The sequence below is a fragment of the Corynebacterium sp. KPL4015 genome (assembly GCF_040225725.1).
GTDB lineage: Bacteria > Actinomycetota > Actinomycetes > Mycobacteriales > Mycobacteriaceae > Corynebacterium > Corynebacterium rhinophilum.
In genome coordinates, this window is record NZ_JBEHGF010000010.1 from 57562 (window position 1) to 79652 (window position 22091).

15 protein-coding genes and 4 pseudogenes are annotated in these 22091 nt (G+C 58.8%); 4 read left to right on the top strand and 15 right to left on the bottom strand.

Annotated features, from left to right (window positions below; all coding sequences use genetic code 11):
- Nucleotides 1–48 precede the first annotated feature (48 nt).
- Together glmS and ABRP64_RS05530 are read right to left on the bottom strand one after the other, a co-directional pair.
- A complete protein-coding gene (gene glmS / locus ABRP64_RS05525) occupies nucleotides 49–1920 on the bottom strand; it encodes a glutamine--fructose-6-phosphate transaminase (isomerizing) (protein WP_349865744.1) in 1872 nt (623 codons plus the stop codon).
- Nucleotides 1921–2145: 225 nt separating this feature from the next.
- Nucleotides 2146–4950 (bottom strand): FAD-binding and (Fe-S)-binding domain-containing protein, encoded by a 2805-nt coding sequence (locus ABRP64_RS05530; RefSeq protein WP_349865746.1) that lies wholly within the window; start codon nucleotides 4948–4950, stop codon nucleotides 2146–2148.
- A 202-nt stretch (nucleotides 4951–5152) separates the two neighbouring features.
- Between ABRP64_RS05530 and ABRP64_RS05535 the strand changes: the two genes are divergently transcribed.
- Complete coding sequence (locus ABRP64_RS05535) at nucleotides 5153–5986, top strand: dienelactone hydrolase family protein (RefSeq protein WP_349865747.1); 834 nt, start codon at nucleotides 5153–5155, stop codon at nucleotides 5984–5986.
- A gap of 22 nt (nucleotides 5987–6008) precedes the next feature.
- On the opposite strand, the gene ABRP64_RS05540 is transcribed toward ABRP64_RS05535, so the two are convergent.
- The 4 genes from ABRP64_RS05540 to glmM form a co-directional block, all read right to left on the bottom strand.
- On the bottom strand, nucleotides 6009–6287 hold the full coding sequence (locus ABRP64_RS05540) for a hypothetical protein (RefSeq protein WP_284770172.1): 279 nt from the start codon (nucleotides 6285–6287) through the stop codon (nucleotides 6009–6011).
- Nucleotides 6287–8029 carry a hypothetical protein gene (locus ABRP64_RS05545; protein WP_349865749.1) on the bottom strand — a complete coding sequence of 581 codons (1743 nt, stop codon included), beginning with the start codon at nucleotides 8027–8029 and terminating at the stop codon, nucleotides 6287–6289. The genes ABRP64_RS05540 and ABRP64_RS05545 overlap by 1 nt, the downstream gene beginning before the upstream one ends.
- Nucleotides 8029–8343, bottom strand: coding sequence for a hypothetical protein (locus ABRP64_RS05550; protein ID WP_349865751.1), 315 nt, complete (start codon nucleotides 8341–8343; stop codon nucleotides 8029–8031). Before ABRP64_RS05550 ends, ABRP64_RS05545 begins: the two co-directional genes overlap by 1 nt.
- A 101-nt stretch (nucleotides 8344–8444) precedes the next feature.
- On the bottom strand, nucleotides 8445–9788 hold the full coding sequence (gene glmM, locus ABRP64_RS05555; RefSeq protein ID WP_005277129.1) for a phosphoglucosamine mutase: 1344 nt from the start codon (nucleotides 9786–9788) through the stop codon (nucleotides 8445–8447).
- A 195-nt stretch (nucleotides 9789–9983) separates the two neighbouring features.
- On the opposite strand from glmM, the gene ABRP64_RS05560 reads away from it, so the two are divergent.
- Entirely contained in the window at nucleotides 9984–11909 is a 1926-nt protein-coding gene (locus ABRP64_RS05560; protein WP_349865753.1) for a BCCT family transporter, read from the top strand.
- A 325-nt stretch (nucleotides 11910–12234) separates the two neighbouring features.
- Here ABRP64_RS05560 and rpsI read toward each other — a convergent pair whose 3' ends face one another.
- From rpsI to ABRP64_RS05595, 7 genes and pseudogenes are all read right to left on the bottom strand, one after another.
- A complete protein-coding gene (gene rpsI / locus ABRP64_RS05565; protein WP_126318311.1) occupies nucleotides 12235–12777 on the bottom strand; it encodes a 30S ribosomal protein S9 in 543 nt (180 codons plus the stop codon).
- The gene (gene rplM / locus ABRP64_RS05570; protein ID WP_239269129.1) at nucleotides 12777–13220 is read right to left on the bottom strand and encodes a 50S ribosomal protein L13; all 444 of its coding nucleotides are present in this window, start codon (nucleotides 13218–13220) and stop codon (nucleotides 12777–12779) included. Before rplM ends, rpsI begins: the two co-directional genes overlap by 1 nt.
- Nucleotides 13221–13580: 360 nt before the next feature.
- Nucleotides 13581–13868 carry a WXG100 family type VII secretion target gene (locus ABRP64_RS05575; RefSeq protein ID WP_005277116.1) on the bottom strand — a complete coding sequence of 96 codons (288 nt, stop codon included), beginning with the start codon at nucleotides 13866–13868 and terminating at the stop codon, nucleotides 13581–13583.
- Between the two features lie 44 nt (nucleotides 13869–13912).
- On the bottom strand, nucleotides 13913–14227 hold the full coding sequence (locus tag ABRP64_RS05580) for a WXG100 family type VII secretion target (protein ID WP_005277114.1): 315 nt from the start codon (nucleotides 14225–14227) through the stop codon (nucleotides 13913–13915).
- Between the two features lie 134 nt (nucleotides 14228–14361).
- Nucleotides 14362–15507 (bottom strand): type VII secretion-associated protein, encoded by a 1146-nt coding sequence (locus ABRP64_RS05585; RefSeq protein ID WP_349865755.1) that lies wholly within the window; start codon nucleotides 15505–15507, stop codon nucleotides 14362–14364.
- Nucleotides 15508–17892 (bottom strand): annotated as a pseudogene (gene eccCb / locus ABRP64_RS05590) (type VII secretion protein EccCb); the annotation flags it as partial.
- A gap of 303 nt (nucleotides 17893–18195) precedes the next feature.
- Nucleotides 18196–18745: pseudogene (locus ABRP64_RS05595) on the bottom strand (transposase-like zinc-binding domain-containing protein); the annotation flags it as partial.
- Between the two features lie 72 nt (nucleotides 18746–18817).
- Between ABRP64_RS05595 and ABRP64_RS05600 the strand changes: the two are divergent.
- Both ABRP64_RS05600 and ABRP64_RS05605 read left to right on the top strand, forming a co-directional pair.
- Nucleotides 18818–20161: pseudogene (locus ABRP64_RS05600) on the top strand (IS256 family transposase).
- 36 nt (nucleotides 20162–20197) lie between these two features.
- Nucleotides 20198–20925: pseudogene (locus tag ABRP64_RS05605) on the top strand (IS1634 family transposase); the annotation flags it as partial.
- A 30-nt stretch (nucleotides 20926–20955) separates the two neighbouring features.
- Here the strand turns inward: ABRP64_RS05605 and ABRP64_RS05610 are convergent.
- On the bottom strand, nucleotides 20956–21846 hold the full coding sequence (locus ABRP64_RS05610) for a cation diffusion facilitator family transporter (RefSeq protein ID WP_005276393.1): 891 nt from the start codon (nucleotides 21844–21846) through the stop codon (nucleotides 20956–20958).
- 9 nt (nucleotides 21847–21855) lie between these two features.
- The coding region (locus tag ABRP64_RS05615) for a hypothetical protein (RefSeq protein ID WP_349865757.1) at nucleotides 21856–22091 on the bottom strand (236 nt) is incomplete at its 5' end.

Here is a 22091-nt window from a genome sequence, read left to right on the forward strand (position 1 = left end):
TCCCACCTGTGCAAAAAGGACGAGAAAGGGGCCAGAACCGCCGGAAGGTTATTCCACGGTCACGGACTTAGCCAGGTTGCGCGGCTGGTCAACGTCGTAGCCCTTGGACTTTGCCACGTGTGCGGCAAAGATCTGCAGGGGCACCGTAGCAAGGAGCGGCTGCATCAACGTCGGCGCCTTTGGCACGCGGATGACGTGGTTAGCGTAATCCTCTACCGCGGTATCGCCTTCTTCTGCGATCACGATGGTAATGGCACCGCGGGCGCGGATTTCCTGGATATTGGATACCACCTTGGAGTGCAGCGAATCGCGCCCGCGCGGGGAGGGCACGATGACGAATACCGGCTGGCCCTCCTCAATCAGCGCGATGGGGCCGTGCTTGAGCTCGCCTGCGGCAAAACCTTCTGCGTGCAGGTAAGCGATCTCCTTGAGTTTCAGCGCGCCTTCAAGGGCAACCGGGAAGCCCACGTGGCGGCCCAGGAAGAGCACGGATTCCGCGTCCTTCATGGAGTTAGCCAGGCCAGCTACCTGCTGTTCTTCATCGATGACGCTTTGTACCTTGTCCGGCATATTGCGCAGCTCGGCCAGAACGCCCTGAATCTCATCGGAGAACATATTCCCGCGCAGCTGTGCCAAGTACAGGCCCAGCAGGTAGGTCGCGGTAATCTGCGCCAAGAAAGCCTTGGTAGAGGCCACAGCGATTTCGGGACCAGCGTGGGTGTAGAGCGCCGCGTCGGATTCGCGCGGAATGGACGAGCCCTGCGTATTGCAGATGGCAATGACCTTCGCGCCCTGCTGGCGGGCGTGGCGCACAGCCATCAGGGTGTCCATGGTCTCGCCGGACTGGGACAAGGCCACGACCAAGGTCTTCTCATTAACGATCGGATCGCGGTAGCGGAACTCGTGGGCGAGCTCAACCTCGGTGGGAATGCGGCACCAGTGCTCGATGGCGTACCGCGCCACATGGCCGGCATAGGCCGCCGTGCCGCAGGCGATCACGATGATCTTATCGATGGACTTCAAGACCGACTCATCGATGCGCAAGTCATCCAGGGTCAGCTGGCCCTGCTCATCAAAGCGGCCCAACAGGGTATCGCGCACGGCGGCAGGCTGATCGTGGATTTCCTTTTCCATGAAGGAATCGAAGCCGCCCTTTTCAGCGGCGGCCGCGTCCCACTTGATCTCAAAGGACTTGCCTTCGGTGGGGTTGCCGTCGTAGTCAGTAATGACGACATCGTCAGCAGTGATGGTGACCACCTGGTCATTGTCCATTTCCACTGCGGACTTGGTGTAGTCAATAAAGCCCGATACGTCAGAGCCCAAGAAGTTCTCGCCCTCGCCCAAGCCGATGACCAAGGGCGAATCGCGGCGGGCAGCAACGATGCGATCCGGCTGGTCAGCGTGAATAGCCAGCAGGGTAAACGCACCGTCGAGGCGCTTTGCGGTCAACTGCATTGCCTTGGTGAGGTCACCTGCGGCGTCATTATGGAAAACATCGCCAAGCAACGCGGCGGCAACTTCAGTATCGGTTTCAGAAACGAAGTTGTAGCCCTTGTTCAAAAGCTCGGTCCGCAGCTCCGCAAAGTTTTCGATGATGCCGTTGTGCACCACAGCCAGCTTGCCGCCGTCAACGACGTGCGGGTGCGCATTGAGATCGGTCGGACCACCGTGCGTGGCCCAACGGGTGTGCCCGATTCCCAAAACGGAATCCTTCAGCGGACGCGCTGCAATCTCCTCGTCCAAGGCAGCAACCTTGCCCGCCTTCTTCCGCCAGCTAATCTCCCCATCGGCGTACATCGCCACACCAGCGGAGTCATAGCCGCGGTATTCCAGTCTGTGCAGACCTTCCACGACTACATCCAGAGCGAAGTATTCGCGGTCACCGCTAGCTTGACCAACATATCCAACAATTCCACACATAAAAAGGAATCCTACCTCATTGGTCAACACGAACCGGGGGTTGGACTAGGGGCCTGTTATTTATGGCCGCATACTAATTCAGGCCTTTTATAGTTACTGAAAACTGGTCTGCCCACCGCTAGTTTTCGCACCCTCGGTGAGCAGCCCTCCCGCGCTGCGGCTGGCTGAGGGCGCGGGAGAAGAGGGGGCATCGGCAAGCAGCCGCGCCCCTTCCCTACCGGACCGCTAGCGGGTGGCGCGCTCCAGCATCTCCAGGACGTGGTGGTAATCCTCGCCGGTGGCGCGGGTCATGCCCAGCTCACACGTGCGGTTGGTAGAGGCGTGATACTGCGCGCCCAGCTCGTTGACCTGGGCGGCCTCGGCGCGGGTGGCGGACTCCGTGAGCTCCGGGTGGAGCATGCCGCGGTCGCCGGCATAACCACAGCAATTCCAGGCGGTAGGTATGTGCACCTCCGTAGCTGCGGCGCGGGCGACCTTTTCAACATCTCCCATCATGCCAAGCTGGAACGCCGAACAAGTTGGGTGAATCGTCATGGAATCGACCGGCTGGGTGGTCTCAAGGCGCGGCAGCAGCGTATCGGCGGTAAAGCTCAGCGCATCGATGACGGTAATGCCCACGGATTCCAGCATCTCCTGAAAGCCGGCGGTACAGCTGGACGCGTCCACAATCACGGGAAGGCGGGCGTTATCGGTAGCCTCCATGACGGTCTCGCGCACGCGCTGCTCCATAATGTCGTGGCCCTTGCGCATGCCCTTTGAGGACCATGGCGTTCCACAGCAGAGCTTTTCGATGCCCTTAGGCACCTCCAGCGCTATCCCCGCCCGCTCCAAGACGGTAACGAAGGCTTCCGTCGCTCCCATGCCTTCGCCTTGCGGGGCGAACATGGAGTTTACGCAGGCTGGAAGGTAGATTCCCGAGGTCTCAGCGTAGCGATCGCCCACGCGCCCGGCCAGGCTCTCGCGGGACTTGCCGCCCTTACCTAACTCCGGTTGGTATCCCGGCACAGAATCGGGGCCGACGAGCGAGCGGGCCACATCGGTCACCTTCGTGACCAGCTGCGCCGGCAGCATATGCGCGCCGGTCAGCGCCGTTGCCGCACCGCGGCTAGTAACCTGCCAATTCTTGGCGGCAGTGGACCAGACCTTTTCTTCTGCGGCCCCGGCCTTCTCGTGGCGCAGCTTCTTGATAATTTTACCGGTATCAATGCCCACCGGGCATGCGGTTAGACACATGGAATCCACGGCGCACGTATCGATGCCCATGTATTCATAAGCCTCATCGAGTTCTGCAACCAAGTGCGTATCGCCATTTTCCTGCGCCCGCTGGCGGGCACGGCGCACCACGATGCGCTGGCGCGGGGTCAAGGTGAGATCCCTGGACGGGCAGACCGGCTCGCAATAGCCGCACTCAACGCACGGATCGATTTCCTCTTCCACCGTGGGGTTGAGCTTGATATTCGTAATGTGCGCATCGGGGTCATCGTCCAAGATGACGCCTGGGTTCATCGTGCCGGCGGGATCGCAGGCGCGCTTGAGCAACTGCATGACCTCGTAAAGCTCATCGCCGTACTGGCGGCGCACATACGGGGCCATGGCGCGGCCGGTGCCGTGCTCGGCCTTGAGGTTTCCCTCTGCCGAAAGCACCAAGTCCACCATTTCCTCATTGAAGTTGTTATAACGGCCAATGGCGCTATCGCCTTCGAAGCGGTCCGTTAGAAGGAAGTGGATATTGCCATCTTTCGCGTGGCCGAAAATGACCGCATCATCGTAGGAATAGCGGGTAAAAAGCTCCTGCAAGGAAGAACAAGTATCGGCCAAATCCCCCACCGGCACCACAACGTCTTCCAAGAGCGCCGTGGTTCCTGAGGGCCTCGCTTCTGCCACCTGGGCATACAAGCCCTTGCGGAAGTTCCACGCGGCGGTGCGGGTGGGAATATCGGCAGAAAACTCCGCCGGCGATTGCAGGTCCAATTCGCGCAATAGGGACGAGCCCTTGTTTTCTTTTTCCCGCAGCTCCTCCTTGTCATCGGATTGGTACTCGATGAGCAGCGCGGCCTGTGAATCCACATCGAAGCCGGTAATGGCCTGCGGGACCTTATCAAAGCCTTGACCCACGCGAATGGAGGCAGAATCCATCAGCTCCAGGGTGGCGGCACCGGTCTCCACCAATGAAGGCAGTGCCTTCGTAGCGGCGGAGAGATTATTAAAGACCGCCACGGTAGTCGTCGTGAGGGAAGAGATGTGCACGGTACGAAAGACCGCTTCCGCGATAAACGCGAGCGTTCCTTCGGAGCCAACCAAGAGGTGCTCAAAAAGCTTGACGGGGCTATCAAAATCCAGGAAGGAATTAAGCCCGTAGCCCATAGTATTTTTCAGTAGGAAGTGGCGGCGGATGATATCTACTGATTCCTGGTTATCGCGCACGCGGCGCTGCAGGCGGATGAGCGTATCCACCAGCTCGGGTTCCTGCGCCTGGAATTGCTGGTCCGCATCCGCGTCCGCAGTATTGATCACCGTGCCAGAAGGCAAGACAAAGGTCAGCGATTCCAAGGTGTTGTAGGTATTGAATTCGGTGCCGCAGGCCATGCCGGAGGAATTATTCGCCACCACGCCGCCGATGGTGCAGGCCGCCTCGCTCGCCGGGTCCGGGCCAAGCTTGCGGTTGCGCAGCCCTAAACGCGCATTGACCTGGCGCACGGTTGCCCCTGGCTGCACGCGTACCCGCTTGCCGTCATCGAGGACTTCTATGCCCCGGAAATGCTTACGCACATCCACCAGATAGCCCTCGCCGGAGGCCTGGCCAGCCAAGGAGGTGCCGCCCGAGCGCAAGGTCACCGGAATACCTTGCTGCCGCCCCGCCTTGAAAATGGCGGCCACGTGTTCTGCCGAGCGCGCTTCAATCACGGCCTTCGGGGTGTAGAGGTAGTGCGAGGCATCGGAGGCATAGGCCACCCTGTCGATGATGCCGGTCTTTACCTCCGGCCCATCCTGCGAAAATAATTGGTCGATCTTGAGGGTGCCGGTAGTCATATGCGGCGACCTGCCTTCCCAGAGAAGCATAGAGAATGTTACCTAGTGCACATTTTCGCCTGCTTTCTCGCCGGCGCGCAAGTAAGGCAACCCATATAACTTCGGCGCCGCGCACCCCTTTTGGCCTCCGCGAATCCCCCGCATGTGCCACTCGCCACCCCTTGCCACCAGCACGGGGTGATCTTCATCTATCCTAGAATGCGTGTCTGCGAATTTGAATAAACACCTCGGAACATTATCGAAGCGTGGCCGCAACCGCGTGCTGGTTGGCGACCTCGATTATGCAGGTATTACCGGCAAGGTTTATACCCCTGCGGAAGGCCAAGGCCTGCCCGCCGTCGCCTTTGGCCACGATTGGATGCACAAAATCAAGGATTACCACGCCACGCTGCGCCACCTCGCCAGCTGGGGCATCGTTGTGGTCGCCCCCAATTCTGAGACTGGCATGTTCCCTGACCACCGCAACCTGTCTGCAGACATGGAATCTGCGTTGCAGATCGCCGCTGGGGTAAAACTCGGAACCGGCAATATTACCGTATCGCCGGGCAAGCTCGGCATGATTGGCCACGGCATGGGCGGCGGCACCGCGGTTTTGAGCGCGGTTGATAACCCGAAGGTCAAGGCCGTCGCAGCGATTTATCCCGCAGTGACCGCCCCGTCCTCCGTCGGGGCCGCTCGCAGCCTCGATACGCCGGGTCTAGTCATTGGCTCTGGGCGCGATGATATTTTCAATGCCGGAAACCCCGCCAAGCTGGCCTATAACTGGCGCGGCCAGGTGGCGTACCGGGCCATCGACAAAGGCACGCAGGCCGGCTTTAGCGAAGATCGCTTCCGCAAATTGGCCATCGGTTCCGGCGCCTTCCAATCCGGCCCCACCGAAATCGCCCGCGGCCTCGTCACCGGTTTCTTGCTCTCCACCCTTGCCGGCGAGTCCGCCTATGACGGCTTTGCGGATCCTGAGGCGAGCGCGAAGAAGGTAGAAAGCTTGACCGGCGATGAACTGGCCGAGCGCGCCGGCGTTTCCCGCGATGACTAAAAGCTAACTCGCTGAACTAGACCTATCCACGTCGCAGCACAGATTTCACCTGCCCCGATGCGTTACTGCCACGCGTTGGGGCAGCACCATTTTGGCGCCACGTTCCAGCAGCTGCTTGCCGATGCCCCACCGCATCACCTTCCCTTCCCCCATGCTGCTCATTTTTGGCCTGTTGGACGGCCTTGGCCGTGGACTTTTCTAGCTCGTCTTGGGCCTTAGCCAGGCTTTTTTCAAATTCCAACATGCGTCGCGCGGTGCGCTCGCGAAATCCCTGCGCGAATTCTGCAAAATCGTTATTCATTACCACTGCCCTGCCTTTCGTGCAGTCACGGATGGTTCGTCTGAGTCTGGCACTGGCGCAGGCTGGGAATCAGCCTCGGGAGCAGGAGCAGGTGCCGGGGCCGGGGCTGGTGGCTGTTCAGGTTCCGGTGCAGGCGCGGGTGCAGGCTCAGGTTGAGGCTGCGGCTCTGGCGCAGGTGCTCCAGCTCCAGCGGCTTCTGCTGCCTGCAGGTGCTGCACCTTTTCTGGAGGCGGGGCTGGCTCTTCTACCTGGGAAAACTCCGGAGGCGGCTCAATTGTTCCGTCTTCCGGGCACGGTTCAGCCTCGGGTTCGGGTTGAGGCTCAGGTTCTGGGCACGGTTCGGGTTCCGGTGCTGGTTCCGGTTCAGGGCAAGGTTCCGACTCGGGTTCTGGCTCAGGCGCAAGCTCCGGTCCTGGGGCCGGGCAATCGGCATCCGCGATATTTTCTAGGCATTCTGCAGCGCCCTCAATGATGAGTCCTACACCTACCAAAGCAATTCCGGCGCCGACGATTCCCAAACTGCCGCTGCAGGAGGACTCGATGTCACAAGGTGCATCTTCTTCCACTGCAGCCGGTGCTGTTAGTTCCTCTTCGCACTCAGTATCCTCTGGCACAGGCTCAGGGACTGGGTCCTGTTCAGGCTGGGGTGCGGGTTGTTCCTGTTGTTCCGGTGGGCAATCTTGTGGTTTCGGTTCTGGTTCGGGCTCTGGATCTGGGTCCGCATGCGCCGGCGTGGTCGTGGATTCGGTCGGTTGAGGATCATTGTTCACCGAACCGCGGCACTGTTGGCACTGGCACTCGGAAGGATGCTGCTCAGGTGTGGGTTCAGGTGCTGGCTGTGGGGCCGGTGCTGGCTTTGGATCTGGTAGTGGTGCCGGTTTCGGCTCTGGCTTTGGTTCCGGCATCGGCTCTGGCTTTGGTTCCGGCATCGGCTCTGGCTTGGGCAGGCACTCAGCGGTGGATGCGGGCTGCGTTGGTTGCGCTGGCTGTGGCGGGTTGGAGGCGGTGTCGCCCCCGCCATTGGGCATCGGCCGCGTGGGGTCTGGCGTGTCTGGGCACTTTTCCACCGGTGATGGGCAGGAATCTACCTCGGCCTCTGCAGGCTCGGGGCATTCCTCAGGTAGCGGACGCTCGCAGACGCATTCGCAGCGCGACTCAAACTCGTCGTAACAGGATTCAATGGCATCATCGCGGTCCCGGCACGTGCTGGCGATGGAGTCATTGGTGTCATCGATGATCTTCGCACCAATGGTGGAGACGATGGGAATAATGAACTTGGCCAGCGGGTGCCTGGTGGCCACCATGGACAAAATATTGAGCAGCGGGATGACCGCGGAAATCAGCTCGGTCAGTGCGGTATCGGAGGTATCGACGACATCGGAAATAGCGCCCGAGCATTGCTTGGCAGAGTCAGTAAGCTGCTTGCCTTCATCGCGGTGGATATCAAAGTCTTTTTGAATGCCGGTCAGGTGCTCGCGCAAGGTGCCGTTAGCAACATCGGAGTCATCCGTGCGCAGGAAATCCGCAAGCCCCTTTCCACCACCGTGCGGGAGATTTCCGCCCACCGCGGAAATGGTATGGCGCAGTATGTTTTGTGGGGCGATGCCATCTACCGCGCTGATGAGCTCACTCAGAAGCCCCAAGGGCATGCTGGGGCCGGAGTAATTTCCCAGGCAGGCCAATTGGAACTGAGAAATGGCGGCGGAATAATCCCCTAAAAGCGACTTAGTCAGCGTACTCATTAGTCCACTGCCTTTCCGCTTTCTCCTGCAAAGGAGCGGCTGAAGCCGGCATCGTACGTGGCGAATGCGCGCATCTGATCGTGCGCTGCCTGGCCTGTGGCAGAGATATTATCTAAGCGCCACGTTCCATTGTCATGAATGCGCGCGAGGATGCTGCGTATGCGCTCCCCGTGGCCGGAAAAACTCCGCCCAGCCGCGGCAACGGGAAAATCTGGAACATCGGCGCGGTGGGCTTGGCGCTGTTCATCATTGTCGCTTATAGCTTGTTGTAGTGCGGACATCGCCTCTGCGGGGCGAAGAAAAACCTCAGACATCGGTATAAATCCCCAAATCCATATGCGGTAAGTGTGCTCACCTTCATTGGACTGGGGTTTATACCAAATGGTTCCCCGATACTTCTTATTTTCTTATCTACCTAGACCGAGGCGACGACGGCAGAAAGCCTGCCTGCCACCTTGCGGGCGTGTTCCTCTTCTGCAGCTTCCACCATGACGCGGAACAACTCTTCGGTGCCAGAGGGTCGGAGCAGGACGCGGCCGGTTTCCCCGAGCTCTTCTTCTGCCTCGACGATGGCCTGCTTGACCTCGGCAGAATCCATGATCGCCGCCTTATTGGATACCGGAACGTTGATGAGCACCTGCGGCAATACGGTCATCACGGAGGCCAATTCCTTCAGGCTCTTTCCGGACTTGGCCATACGCGCCATGATGGAAAGGCCGGTGAGGGTGCCATCGCCGGTAGTGGAGTCATCGGGAAGCACGACGTGCCCGGATTGCTCGCCACCCAGGGAGAAATCGCCGCGGTGGAGCTCTTCGAGAACATAGCGATCGCCCACCGCCGCGTGGCGGACCTCAATGCCTTGCTCCTCCATGGCAAGCGTCAGGCCCAAATTGGACATGACCGTGGCCACGAGCGTGTTAAAGCGCAGGTCATTGTCTTCCTTCATGCCTACCGCGAGCAGCGCCATGATCTGATCGCCATCGACCACGTTGCCTTCGGCATCGACGGCGAGGCAGCGGTCCGCATCGCCATCGTGGGCAAGACCCAAATCGGCACCATGCTCGAGCACCGCTGCCTGGGCTTTTTCAATATGGGTAGAGCCACAATTTTCGTTGATATTAAAGGCATTGGGCCGGTGGTAGATCGGGATGACCTCAGCGCCTGCTGCTTCATAGGCACTCGGAGCAACCTTTGAGGCCGCGCCATTGGCCGTATCCACGACCACCTTAATGCCGCTCAAGTCAGTGGATACGACTTCCTTCAGGTGCGCTAGATAGCGCTCACGGCCATCGGGCGCCTCCGAGATAATGCGGCCCAGCTTGGTGCCCGTCGGGCCCTCCTCAACGAGGTTATCCATCGCGGCCTGAATCTTATCTTCCACGCTATCCGGCAGCTTTTTGCCGCCTGCGGAGAAGAACTTAATGCCATTATCTGGCATCGGGTTATGGGAGGCAGAGATCATCACGCCGAGATCCGCTCCGTAATCATCCGTCAAAAAGGCGATGGCTGGGGTAGGAAGCACCCCCACGCGCACAACGTCCACACCGCGGGATGCCAAGCCAGCGGCGATAGCGGCATCGAGCATTTCGCCCGATACACGGGGGTCACGGCCGATGATTGCCAAGGGGCGGCGCTCATAAGATTCGCGCTGCGCAGTAAAGACCTCCGCAGCCGCTTGTCCCAGCGTCAAGGCCAAAATGGGAGTCAGTTTTTTATTCGCGAGGCCGCGAACTCCATCGGTTCCAAATAGTCGAGTCATGAAAACAATTATGCCCTGTAAGTCCCACCCGTTGCATGTTTGGGGCATCGGCAAACGGGCTAATTAGGTAACCAACATCACGAAAAATGTCCTTGTGATGAAAAGCAAAATTTGCTTAAAGTCGTACTTTTTGGCATTTATATGAAATTATTAGCTAGGTTATACTTCACTCTTTTGCTCTAGAGAGGATCAACGATGAACGAACCTAGGTCTTCAGGTGACAAGTCACCTGAAACTACCTCGCAGAAGGCTCGCTCAGCCATTGCGAAAGCCGCTTCTGGGGAACGCGCTATTCATCCAGCCCTCATTCCCGGAGTAAGTGTCGAAAACACCCGCGCAGATTTCAAGACCAATAAAACCGTCTTTGCGGTGGCCTTGGCATCAACCTTCGCCATCATCCTGTGGGCCATCATCGCCCCAGATAATCTGGCCAGCACAGGAAGCACCATGCGGGCATGGGTCGTCCAAAACTTTGGATGGCTATTTACGATCATCATGATTGCCACCACGGCATTCCTGCTGACGATCGCCATCGCCCCAACCGGAAAAATTAAACTCGGCGCCGATGATTCCAAACCCGACTTCTCCCGCAACGCATGGATCGCCATGCTCTTTGCCGCCGGTATGGGAATCGGCCTGGTCTTCTACGGCCCGATGGAGCCCCTTGCCCTATTCTTGACTCCCCCGCCATACCTTTCCGGCGTCGAATCCGGCAGCCAGGAGGCCATCCTTCCGGCCTTTGCCCAGGCGGTTCTGCACCACGCGACGTTGCCATGGATGATCTTTGCACTGGTCGGCGGTGCGCTTGCCTATGCCGCTTATCGACGCGGCCGCATCCCGCTTATTTCCTCGCTATTTGAACCCCTCATTACGGATTCGAATAATCGAGTATTTGGAAAGATCGTCGATATCTTCGCAGTGTTGGTTACCCTCTTCGGCACGGCGACCTCGCTGGGTATCGGCGCCCTGCAGATCCGCACGGGAACCTCGATTCTTACCGGCAAGCCCCTCGAAGGCAATGGAATCATGGTGGTGATCATTACGATCCTCACCATCCTTTTCATTCTTTCCGCAATGTCCGGCATCAAGCGCGGCATCCGCATCCTGTCCAATATCAACATGGGCCTGGTCATCGGACTCGCGGTCTTCGTGCTCATCACCGGGCCAACGCTCTACATTCTGGATCTAATTCCCGCCTCCCTGCTGCAGTTCTTCAAGCACTTCGAAGACATGATGTCTTTGTCCGCCTCCCAGGGTGAACCGGAGAAAGAATTCGTCACCGCATGGACCATGCTGTACTGGGCATGGTGGATTTCTTGGTCGCCCTTCGTCGGTATGTTCATCGCGAAGATTTCCCGCGGGCGCACCATTCGCGAATTCGTCTTCGTCATCATGCTCGTACCCACCACCCTTTCCCTTTTCTGGTACGTCATCTTTGGTGCCACCGCAATCAAGACTCACCTGGATGGAGACGGGATTGAGATTGAAGGTTCCGGCGAAAATGTGATGTTCGATCTCATGAGATCGCTGCCGCTATCTAGCATCACCACGGTCATTGTCCTCCTTGCTGTGGTGGTCTTCTTCAATACGGCCGCTGACTCCGCTACCAACGTCATGGGCTCTATGTCCCAATCTGGTCGACCGACTCCCTCGACATTGATTTCTGCAATTTGGGGTGTTGCCCTAGGCGGCATTTCCTTGTCCCTGCTCCTTATCGCCGGCAAGGATGCGCTCAGCGGCCTGCAGTCCATCATGGTCTCCAGCTCGCTACCGTTTACCTTCATCCTCATCGGCATCATGGTGGCCTGGGGCAAGGACTTGGCGCGCGACCCTGCAATCCTGCGCAGGAAATATGCCCATGCCGCCATTGAGCGCGGCACCCACTTGGGCCTCCAAGAGCACAATGGCGACTTCGTCTTCAGCTCTTCTGCCGTTCCTGAAAACCACGGTGCCGGGGCTGAAATTGAAAACGACGACCCATACCTCCACGAGTGGTACACCATCAACGCATCGGATGAATACCTTGCAGAGCAAGCCGCCCTCCGCGAAGAGCGCCGCACCGAGCTCAAGGACTTTGCACAGAAGAAAACCAAGGACAAGACCGCAGATGACAATGAGTAATCTCTCTGCTTAATCGGGCCCTTCCCTAGCCCCTAGCCCGCCCCCATCGCACTGCGCAATCAGGCTTCCGCGATGGGAGGCGGGCTTTTCTCTACTCCGCAGTCCGGCACATAGCAGTGTCTACGGGCTCACAACGGCCTCAGCGAGGCCGCTCAGCCCAGAAGCACGGTTAAGCGTTAAGAGGCTTACCGAAGGCCGACTAGGAGGGATTAGCGGGCGCAATCGAATAGGCATCGGCAAGATGCGATAAAACGACAAAGCCGCCGCCTCCCAGAATGGGAAGCAGCGGCAGTGTATGGCGCTTGCGCGCGCAGTAGGAGCGAGATTAGCGCTTGGAGTACTGCGGTGCGCGACGTGCCTTGTGCAGACCAGCCTTCTTACGCTCAACTGCACGAGCGTCACGGGTGAGCAAACCAGCCTTCTTCAGGGCGGAGCGATCAGCCGGGTTGTAGATGTTCAGTGCACGAGCGATAGCCAGGCGCAGGGCGCCGGACTGACCGGTCGGGCCACCACCGTTAACGGTGACCTTGAGGTCAAACTGGTTCTCGCGGTCCAGCAGGGTCAGCGGGGTGAGGATGTCCTGCTGGTGCAGCTTGTTCGGGAAGTACTCAGCGAACTCGCGGCCGTTGACCACAATCTGGCCGGAGCCAGCAACGAGGCGAACGCGAGCGACGGCGCGCTTACGGCGACCGACGGTCTGAATTGGGCCCTCGTGAACCGGAGCAGCGGCCTCAACCTCTGCCTCGGTCTCAGGGTTGGCGCTAGCCAACGAATCACCGATGGTGTTGGTGAACTCTTCGGTAGCGGCGCTTGCTGCAGCGATGTCAGCAGCCTCGGCTACATTGTTGTCGATGTTCTGCTCAGCCATTACTGTGCCACCTGCTTAAACTCGAAGGTTTCCGGCTTCTGACCGGCGTACGGGTGCTCATCGCCTACAAAGACGTGCAGCTTCTTGATGGAAGCGCGGGAGAGCTTGTTGTGCGGCATCATGCCGGCAACAGATTCTTCGATAACGCGAACCGGGTTGGCGTCCAAAGACTGACCCAGGGTCATGGACTTCAGACCGCCCGGGTAACCGGAGTGGCGGTAGCGCAATTCGCGGTCGCGCTTGTTGGAAGAAACGTGAATCTTGTCAGCGTTGATGATGATGACGTGGTCACCGGTGTCAACGTTGGGTGCGAACTGTGGCTTGTGCTTGCCGCGCAGCAGGTCTGCCACGGTGGAAGCAAGCTTGCCCAGCACCACGTCAGTAGCATCGATGACGTACCACTTGCGGGTGATGTCACCGCTCTTTGGGTGGAAAGTAGACAAAATGACTCCTTGAAAGTCTGTCTCGGAACTGCCGGCCAGCGCTAAGCATCCATTCGCTTCCCCACAGCGGCCGGTGGAGACCTGCGGGAAGCGCTTCGCCAGCTGCTTGCCGACGAGCGAACACATAGGGCTACAACTTTAGCCGCTACCGGGGTAAAAGACCAAAACGCCGAAACCGGCACCTTTCCAGGAAGAAAAGGTACCGGTAAAAGAGGTTCTATGTGGCGGTTTGTGCAAGTAGCGCGGTAAGGGGGCGGCGGCTGCGTTCGCCTCCTGCCGGATGGATACGGGCATGGGCACCGCCCGACTCCCCTACTGCGCTTTAAAGAACAAGGCTAGATAGATGCTGCCAAGGGTGCGTTAGCCCCAGCTAGCGGCGGCGCGGCGGTTGACATCGCTCATGGCGTCATTGCCCTGGGACACGGTCTTGGAGATGGTTGCCAGCACGGTATTGAGTTCCTGTGCCGCCTTATCCCACTTGGCTTGTGCCTGGTTATAAGCCACTGCGGACTCACCTTCCCAGGTGCTCACCATGGGCTGGAGGCGGGATTTGAGGTCGGCCAAGGTGCTATTGATGCGGCCGGAGGTGGCGTTGATATCGGCTGCGGCAGAAGAGATGGCGCCGAATTGGTACTTGATTTCGGACATGTGAAAAATGCTTCCTTTCGAAGTTGCTGGTGGAGGTGGCTGGGTTACAGGGCGAGGCCGCCGCCAACGTTGGAGAAGGCCTGGGTGTTTTCGGCTTCGACGTTGTCAAAGTTGTGGGCATTGCTGCGGATGTTTTCAGAAATCGAGGTCAATGCCTCGCGCAGTTGCTGCGCGGAGGTGTTGTAGCGCTGCATCAAGTTATCGAATGAAACCTGCGCCTGGCCGGCCCAGCTGCCGCGGACAGAATCAACTACACCCTGCAGGCGGGTGAGCTCGCCTTGGACCTCGTCATTGGTGTTATCGACGCGGCCGGCGGTGGAGACCATGACATCGGCTTGTGTCTTAAAAGTCTGAGACATAACAGTGCGCCCCTCCTTAGGGCGGGAAGAGATGTTGAGTGTGATTTTCCCCCGAAAAAGCTTCTGTGCTTTCTCACCGTTATTGGACTGAGCTCAGACCCATTTGGTTCCCGAGGTGTTAAAAACTCTTCTGCTTATTTCTTACTCAGGGATTCAGTAGCCATCCGGCAGGCGGCTTTTTGCACGGCATTGGCACTATGGCGGGTATGACACCCCACCGACATGTGGTGCCCGGTATCTTCCCAGATGGTCCATTCCACTACGGAGCCATCGCCGGGGTCTTCTATATAGTGCAAACGCCCCGCGTCCTCAGATACATCGCGCAGTTCCGGATCCTTGTCCACCTGCGCTTTGATTTCATCAAAGAGCGCCTTGGCCGGAACGTTAAAAAGCGAGTCCGCCGCTAAGAGGATCCGTAAATCAGGGTCTTCTCCTGTGGCGGTCACTAGGCCTTCCTCCACGGTGGCCTGAAATCCGGTGGGAAGGACGACGGACAGCCCTTCGATATCAAGGCGTTTTTCGCCTGGGTTGAGCTCGCCATCGCTGCCACCGCCACCGGATTCTGCTGTCGGCACGGAATCGGCGGCGCTTGCAGCGGTGGTGCTTCCGGCGGTGACACCGGCATCACTATCGTCCTCATCATCGGATGCATTCGCTCCCATGGCCCACCACGAGGCACCGATGACGGCAAAGATCACCACGACGATGGCGACGTGGAACATATCGATGGCACCTATCCAGCCGCGCAGCTTATCGCCCCACCGCGTGCCTGTCCCCTGCCCCTTTTCTGCTCGCGCACCAGTTCCCGGGTCAGCCGTTGTTTCCGTGCGGTCCGTGGAAATATCCATCTGGGCGGTGGGCGCGGATTCTGGGGCATCCGCAAATGCCGATGCCGCCGCTACTGCCGACGGTGTCCCTGCCTCGCCCGCAGCCGATTCAGCCTCTCGTGCTGGAGTTGATTCCGGTGCGGGTGTTGCATCTTGCTGATGCACGCGGGCGCCGGCAACATCGAGTTGGCGGATCAGGATGGTGACGGCCTCGCGGGAGACGGCGGTGCCAGAGGGGTCCGCGATGACGGATACGTCCACGTCCGGCCAGGCTGATCCAGCGATCTTCGCAATCTGGTCCATGACGTGGCCGAGTGCCTTGCCTTCTACGATGCCGGTCCCGGCGAGATCGTAACGGTACACGGTTTCTGGGCCTTCAAAGATGGTGGCCGCATCCATAACGGTCACCGTAATCGTTGCCGCTGGTGAGGAGATAGGCGTTTCTGTAGACATTTATTCTTCTCCTTCCCCGTAAACCACCTGGGCGATTCCCAGGTTTTCGCCGCGGATGCTCCACTGCCCGCGCCCAGGCGGCTGGTGGCTGGGCTTGAGCCCAAAGATGGTGCCTTCGTCGCGGTCGGCATCGAAAAGCAGGAATGCAGGTTGCAGGTCGCGCACCGCGGAAAAGAACTGGCCGAACAGCGCCCGTCCGATGCCGCCGGATTTTCGGGCGATGACCATGTGTAAGCCGATGTCCCGCGCGTGCGGCAGAAGATCGATTAAGGGTGCCAAGGCGATATCGCTAACCAAATCTGCATCATCGATCACCACGAAAATATCCGGACCCTCCCACCAATCGCGGGCGGCGAGTTGCTCCGGGGTGATATCTGCTCCCGGCAAGCGTTGTTCCAGCGTGCGCACGGTATTGACGATTGCCTCCTGCGCACTGGATTGCGTCGCGGCATAGGCCGCCACCATGTCTTGATCCAGCGTGCCCAGGTGAGCACGGCGCTGATCGATGACCACCAATCGCGCCTCCTTCCGCGGAAGGCTACTAATCCCGCGCATTATCTGTGCCAAGAAGCTGGACTTGCCGCAGCCTTGTGCGCCGATGGCAACTAGGTGCGGTTCGCGCTCCGGATTCCACGCCAAGGTGGAAAGGTCGCGCCCGCCGATGCCCCACGGGATGCCACCAGTGGGGGCTTCGCCATGGGCGGCGAGCGCCTCTGGGGTCAGCACTGCGGGCAGCATCTTCAACCGCGGGGCGGGAACGGCGTTCGCATGCACGCGGCAGGTATGGGCGATATCTTGATTCGAGGTATGCGCGAGCAGCATATTTTCGCCGGCCTGTGTCAGCCCCCTACCCGGCGCTCCGGGCAGTTTTTGCTGCAGCTTGCGGTCAATAAGCGAATCGAGCGCCTCACCCAAGCGCAACTCAAGGCGGTGGGCGATGAGATCCCTAATCGCCGGGCGCATCGTGGTCCACCGGGAGGTCGCGATGACGACGTGGACATTAGCGGAGGCGCCGTCCGCAACGATATCCGTGATGGATTCAGCAATATCCTCAAACTCCGCGTTGGACGGGCCAATGTGGTGCCAGCCGTCGATGATCAAGAAGGTCTCGCGCGATTCCGGACGGCGAATAAACCCGGCGACTTCATCTACGATGCGGCGGATCTTCTCACCTTCCTCGCGCCCAGCTACCCCGGCAACGTGCGGTAGCCGGTCTAAGGCGGCCAGCTGCCCGCCGCCCAAGTCGACGACATAAAAGCGGATATCTTCCGGTCGCCGGTTAAGCGCCAAGGAGGAGACTATCGTACGCAGCGCGCCCGACTTGCCAGATTGCGGTCCCCCGCACAGGGCAAGGTGGCCGCCGTGTTGGTGAAAATCGATGACTAATTGGTCCTGCCGCTGGTAGTAAGGCCTATCGATGATCCCGATCGGCGCGGACAGTTCCGCTGCGGTGGACTCCGCGCCATCCATATCGAGGGACGATAGTTCAATGACCGGCGGCAGCGGAGGCAGCCAGATGCGGTGGGCCTCTTGGCCACGAGCGGCGGCCTCTTCGCCGGCGGCGCGAACCACCTCAGTAAGAACCGATGTGGATTCATCCATTACCACCGCAGGAGAATTCTGCGCAGCGGCATCGTCCTGCGCCCATCCCGTAAAAAGCTCCACCCGGCGCGGCGGGCCGGAAGGATTACCGTCCCGGTCCGTGACCGCGTGCATCCCCGCGCCAGATGCAGACCGGCGCGCGAGCGGCCCTGATACGTAGGAGGCCTGAAACCGGGTGAGGTCCTCGGCATCGGATTTCAGGTAACCGGCGCCGGGTTGGCCGGGAAGGTGATAAGCATCAGTCACGCCAAGGACCTGGCGGGATTCGGCGGAGGAAAAGGTTTTGAGGCCGATTCTGTAAGACAAGTGGGAATCTAGCCCCCGCAATCGCCCTTCTTCGAGCCTTTGGGAGGCCAAAAGGAGGTGTACGTGGAGGCTGCGCCCCAAGCGCCCGACGGCAACGAAAAGCTCGGCAAAGTCGGGGTGCTGACCCAGGAGCTCGGAAAATTCGTCCACGACGATGACCAGCGCCGGCAAGGGGCCGTAGTCCCGCACGGCATCCGCAGAGGCATTGTACTCGCCCACATTGGCAAAGTTGCCGGCGGTGCGCAGGAGCTCTTGACGGCGGTTCATCTCCCCGGAAATGGCGTCATACATGCGCTCTACCAGGGTGGATTCCTCTTCAAGGTTGGTAATGACCGCGGAGGTATGCGGCAGGCGGTCACAGCCTAAGAAGGTCGCACCACCCTTGAAATCTACCAACACCAGATTGAGTTCATCCGGGCTATGCGTGGCGGCAAAGGCGGTCACCAGGGTGCGCAGGAGCTCAGATTTACCAGAACCTGGGTTATAGGTACGATACAGTAACCCCGTCTACGGGCAGTGGACGAAATACTGCGCGTGGTAGACATACTGATTGATGTAGGGCTTAGGGGCTTACTTTTAACCCTGGGATAGGAAAACCGAAAATTTAAAATATTTTATGTACCGAAGTTTCTAAATTTTCCTGATTTGGTATGGAGAGCCGAAACCCAAGCCCTCAAAGCCTCCCCGATACACTCGAGGCTTCCGACATCGACAGGTGCAGCGTGCTACCAAGATTGATATTGTGACCCGACCCCCACACACAAACAACTTGACACGCTCTTTGCCGGCGTCGGTGCGCGGCCGTGAGGTGGTGTAGCGGCGGATGACGCGTTGCGCATGGACGAGACAACGCTGAATCATCGCGTTTGGCCAGCAGGCTTTAATCGCGGTGAGTGCGCCTTGTCCGACGTCGATGACGACGCAGAGCGGCTCGGCGATTTTGCGAAGAAGCTGCGTGTATGCGTGGACAGTTTCGTGTTTGGTCCAGTGCCAAGCAATGACGTGGTGGCGTCGATGAAGATCTGCTCGTAGACGCGCTGCGGGGCACCGTCGTTGGGGACGTCGATGAGCCAAAACGGTTCAATCGGCGATCAAGTGTCCAACGACTCACCCTTTGTTGCCCGGCGAGTTCAGACAACGTCACTGTGGAGGTGACATAGGAGATGAAGGCTTTAAAGTCGCAGGCCTGAGTGAGATCGGTGCGGGTTCGTGTCGTGGAGCTGCCGCAGTTCGGGTCTTTGCACCGCCACCTGGTTGTGCCTTTGGATGTGGTTCCGTTTTTCTTCATTTGCCCAGCACATACCGGGCATCGTGGTCTGTTTTTACTCACCCGGTAAGCACACCAGAGAGTGTCTGATGGTTTGTGTGTGGGTACCTAACCTGCATGAGGAGATGGACCAGAATGACTACTGTGGCGAGACGAGATCCGGCTGATAAGGCCAAGATTGATGCGGTTGAAAAGAAGCTGCTTGCTAACCCTGAAATCGCGAAGTTGATTGATGACCTAGGCACGTCGACAACGGATGCCAATGATCTGGTTCGGGGCATGTTGCAAGCCTCGATTACCAGAGGTTTGAATGCGGAAATGGATGCCCACCTTGGCTACGAGTCTGGTGATAGGAGAGGCAAAGCTGCAGCTGGGACAGACAATCACCGCAACGGAACGTATCCAAAGACTGTGGATTCTAACTACGGCCCGGTCACCGTGGATATCCCCAGAGACAGGACTGGGACGTTTATCCCAACTATGGTCCCTAAAGGCTCGAGACGCTTGACTGATGTCGAGTGAGATGATTGTCAGCTTGTACGCCGGTGGGATGACCATTAGGGATATCCAGCACCACATGGCAACTGCGATGCGGGTAGATATCTCCCGTGAGACGATTTCGGTGGTTACAACGCAGTCTTAGATGAGGTACTGGTCTGGCACAACCGCCAGTGAGACGAGTTCTACCCCGTGATATTCCTCGATGCGCTGCGCATTAAAGTCCGCGACGACGGCCGAGTAGTCAACAAATCTGCGTACATGGCAATCGGCGTGGATCTCGACGGTATTAAGCACATTTTAGGATTGTGGATTGCCAAGGAAGAAGGCGCTTCATTCTGGGCGCAGGTATGCGCCAACTTTTCTAACCGTGGGGTCAAGGACGTCTTTATCGTCTGCTGTGACGGGCTGAAAGGCCTGCCAGAGGCAGTTGAGGCAACCTGGCCGAACTCTATGGTGCAAACCTGTATCGTGCACCTGATTCGCGCCGCTAACCGGTGGGTAGCCTACGGGGATCGCCGGGGCGTATCAGCCGCGTTGAAAAAGATTTACACTGCCACGGACGAGCCCACAGCACAGGTTGCTTTAGACGAATATGCAGCCTCCGAGCTGGGTGAGAAATATCCCCGCTCAGTCAAGGTCTGGCGTGATGCGTGGGCGCGTTTCGTACCGTTTCTGCAGTTCCCACCAGCAGCCAGAAAGGTAATCTATACGACGAACTCCATTGAGTCGTTTAACAACCAGCTGCGTAAAGCTACCCGCAACAGGGTGCAGTTCACCAACGATGAATCAGCGATAAAGACGCTGTGGTTGATGATCTGCAACATCGAAGACAAACGAGCCGCAAAGAGGGCAAAGCAAGGCAAACGAGTCTCAGCGACAGCCGGCAGACTCATGGAAGGAGCCCGAGTTTCCGGCTGGAAACAAGCCATTAACCAAATGGCCGTGGCCTACCCCGACAGCTTCGACAAATACCTATAAACCTAGCCCCACACACAAACAACTTGACACCCTCCGAACAAGCAAGCATTGATAGATGCAGGTCTGCACTACATTTTGTCGGTGAAACCCCACCGTGCCTGAGGTGATTGAAACCTGGCGGCGGGAAATCCCTGGTGAAGCCTACGCCCACGGCCAGATCTGGACACAAGCCTCGGCAAGCGATGCGCGCAAACACACAACCCCGAATACGGTGACCCACTTCCAGTACTCCTATGATCGGGCCAGACGCGGCCTGCGCGGAATCAAAGAGCAAGTCGCAAAAGCCAAACGCGCTGTTGACGGCGAAATCGCCATTAAGCGCAACCGCTATTTCGATCTTTCCACCCCGAACAAGAAGGTCAACTACGCTCTCGCTGCCAAACACCGAGCCCTAGCCGGAATTAAAGGCTATGAAACCGACCTGACCGCTCTTCCCGCCCAGGAGGTTATCGGGCATTACCGCAGGCTATTCCACATTGAAAATGTCGTATCGGATGTCGAAATCAGACCTGAAAGCACGCCCAATCTATGCGAGGAAACAAAACTCGATCACAGCACATCTCAATATTGTGATGGCAGCACTAGCCGTGACCCACCTGATGGAGACCCGCAGTGGTCACTTCATCAAACGCCTCGTGAGAACACTCAAGAAATACCGCAGCTTTCAACTCGTCGTTGGCGGCGAAACCATTCACGCCGCCGTACCATTCCCGCCCGACCTCACTGCCACCATCCAAGTAATCACCGGCCGCGAACTTCCGCACAAAATTGGCCTAAGTCAGGTTAGAAGGGAATCAGCACACCGTCTCGTGGGATTCGTGCTCTGGGTGCTCAATCTGGATGGTGGAGTGCTCGATACCGTGTTCGCGCAGGGCCTGCTGGGCGGCATCCAACAGCGGGCCGGTGCCGACGGTGCCGTCGCGCACGATATGCACGGTCGTGAGCACGTTCACGCCGTCCAGGCTCCACAGGTGCAGGTCGTGGATGTCAGCAACGCCCTCGACCTGCCGCAGCGCGGGCTCGATCGCACTGGCGTCGAAGTCCGCCGGGACTTGCTCGAGCAGCACGCTCGTCGAAAGCCGCATGAGCTGCCAGGCGCGCGGCAGCACCATCGCCGCGATCGCTAGGGAGGCGATCACGTCCGCCGCCACAAACCCCGTGGTCAGTACCACGATGCCGGCCACGATTACTGCGACAGAGCCGAGCATATCCACTAACACGTGCAAGAACGCGCCCTCCACGTTGATCGAGGATTTGCGGTGCCGGTGCAGAACCCACGCCGATAGCGCATTCGCCACCAGGCCGATCACCGCGATGATCAGCATCGTTTTTCCCTGCACTTCGGCCGGGCTCTGCAGGCGGCGCACCGCCTCGACGACAATCCACACCGAGATCGCCAGCACCATCACTGCGTTCGCCAGTGCAGCAAGCACCTCCACTCGTCGGTAGCCGTACGTGGCCTGAGCCGATGCTTGTCGGCGCCCAACCAACACCGCTAACACCGCGATGATCAACCCCGCAGCGTCGGAAAGCATGTGCATCGCATCCGCCATCAGCGCCATCGAACCCGCCAACCAGCCGCCGATCAGCTCCGCGAAGAAGACGGTGCCGGTAATGCCTAGCGCAATCAAGAGTGCGCGCAGCGGCGTGCTGGAGTGATCGTGGTCGTGGTGCTCGTGTGCCATGCACTCAGCCTACCCCCGTCGACGCTTATTGACAATCAAATGCAAATGGATGGCGGTAAGCGCAGCCACTGAGGCCAAGTCGGCCTGCTTTAGGTCATTGTGCAGTTGTCCTTTGAATGTGTAGAGAAGCTGAAACATGAACAACCAAAAAGTAGGGTTAAGTAGCAGAAGGGGATGCGGACATTTTTTAGGACTATTCAGAGTAGCAGCTTGCGTCGGCGTTGATTGATGCTTAATCCGCCGAA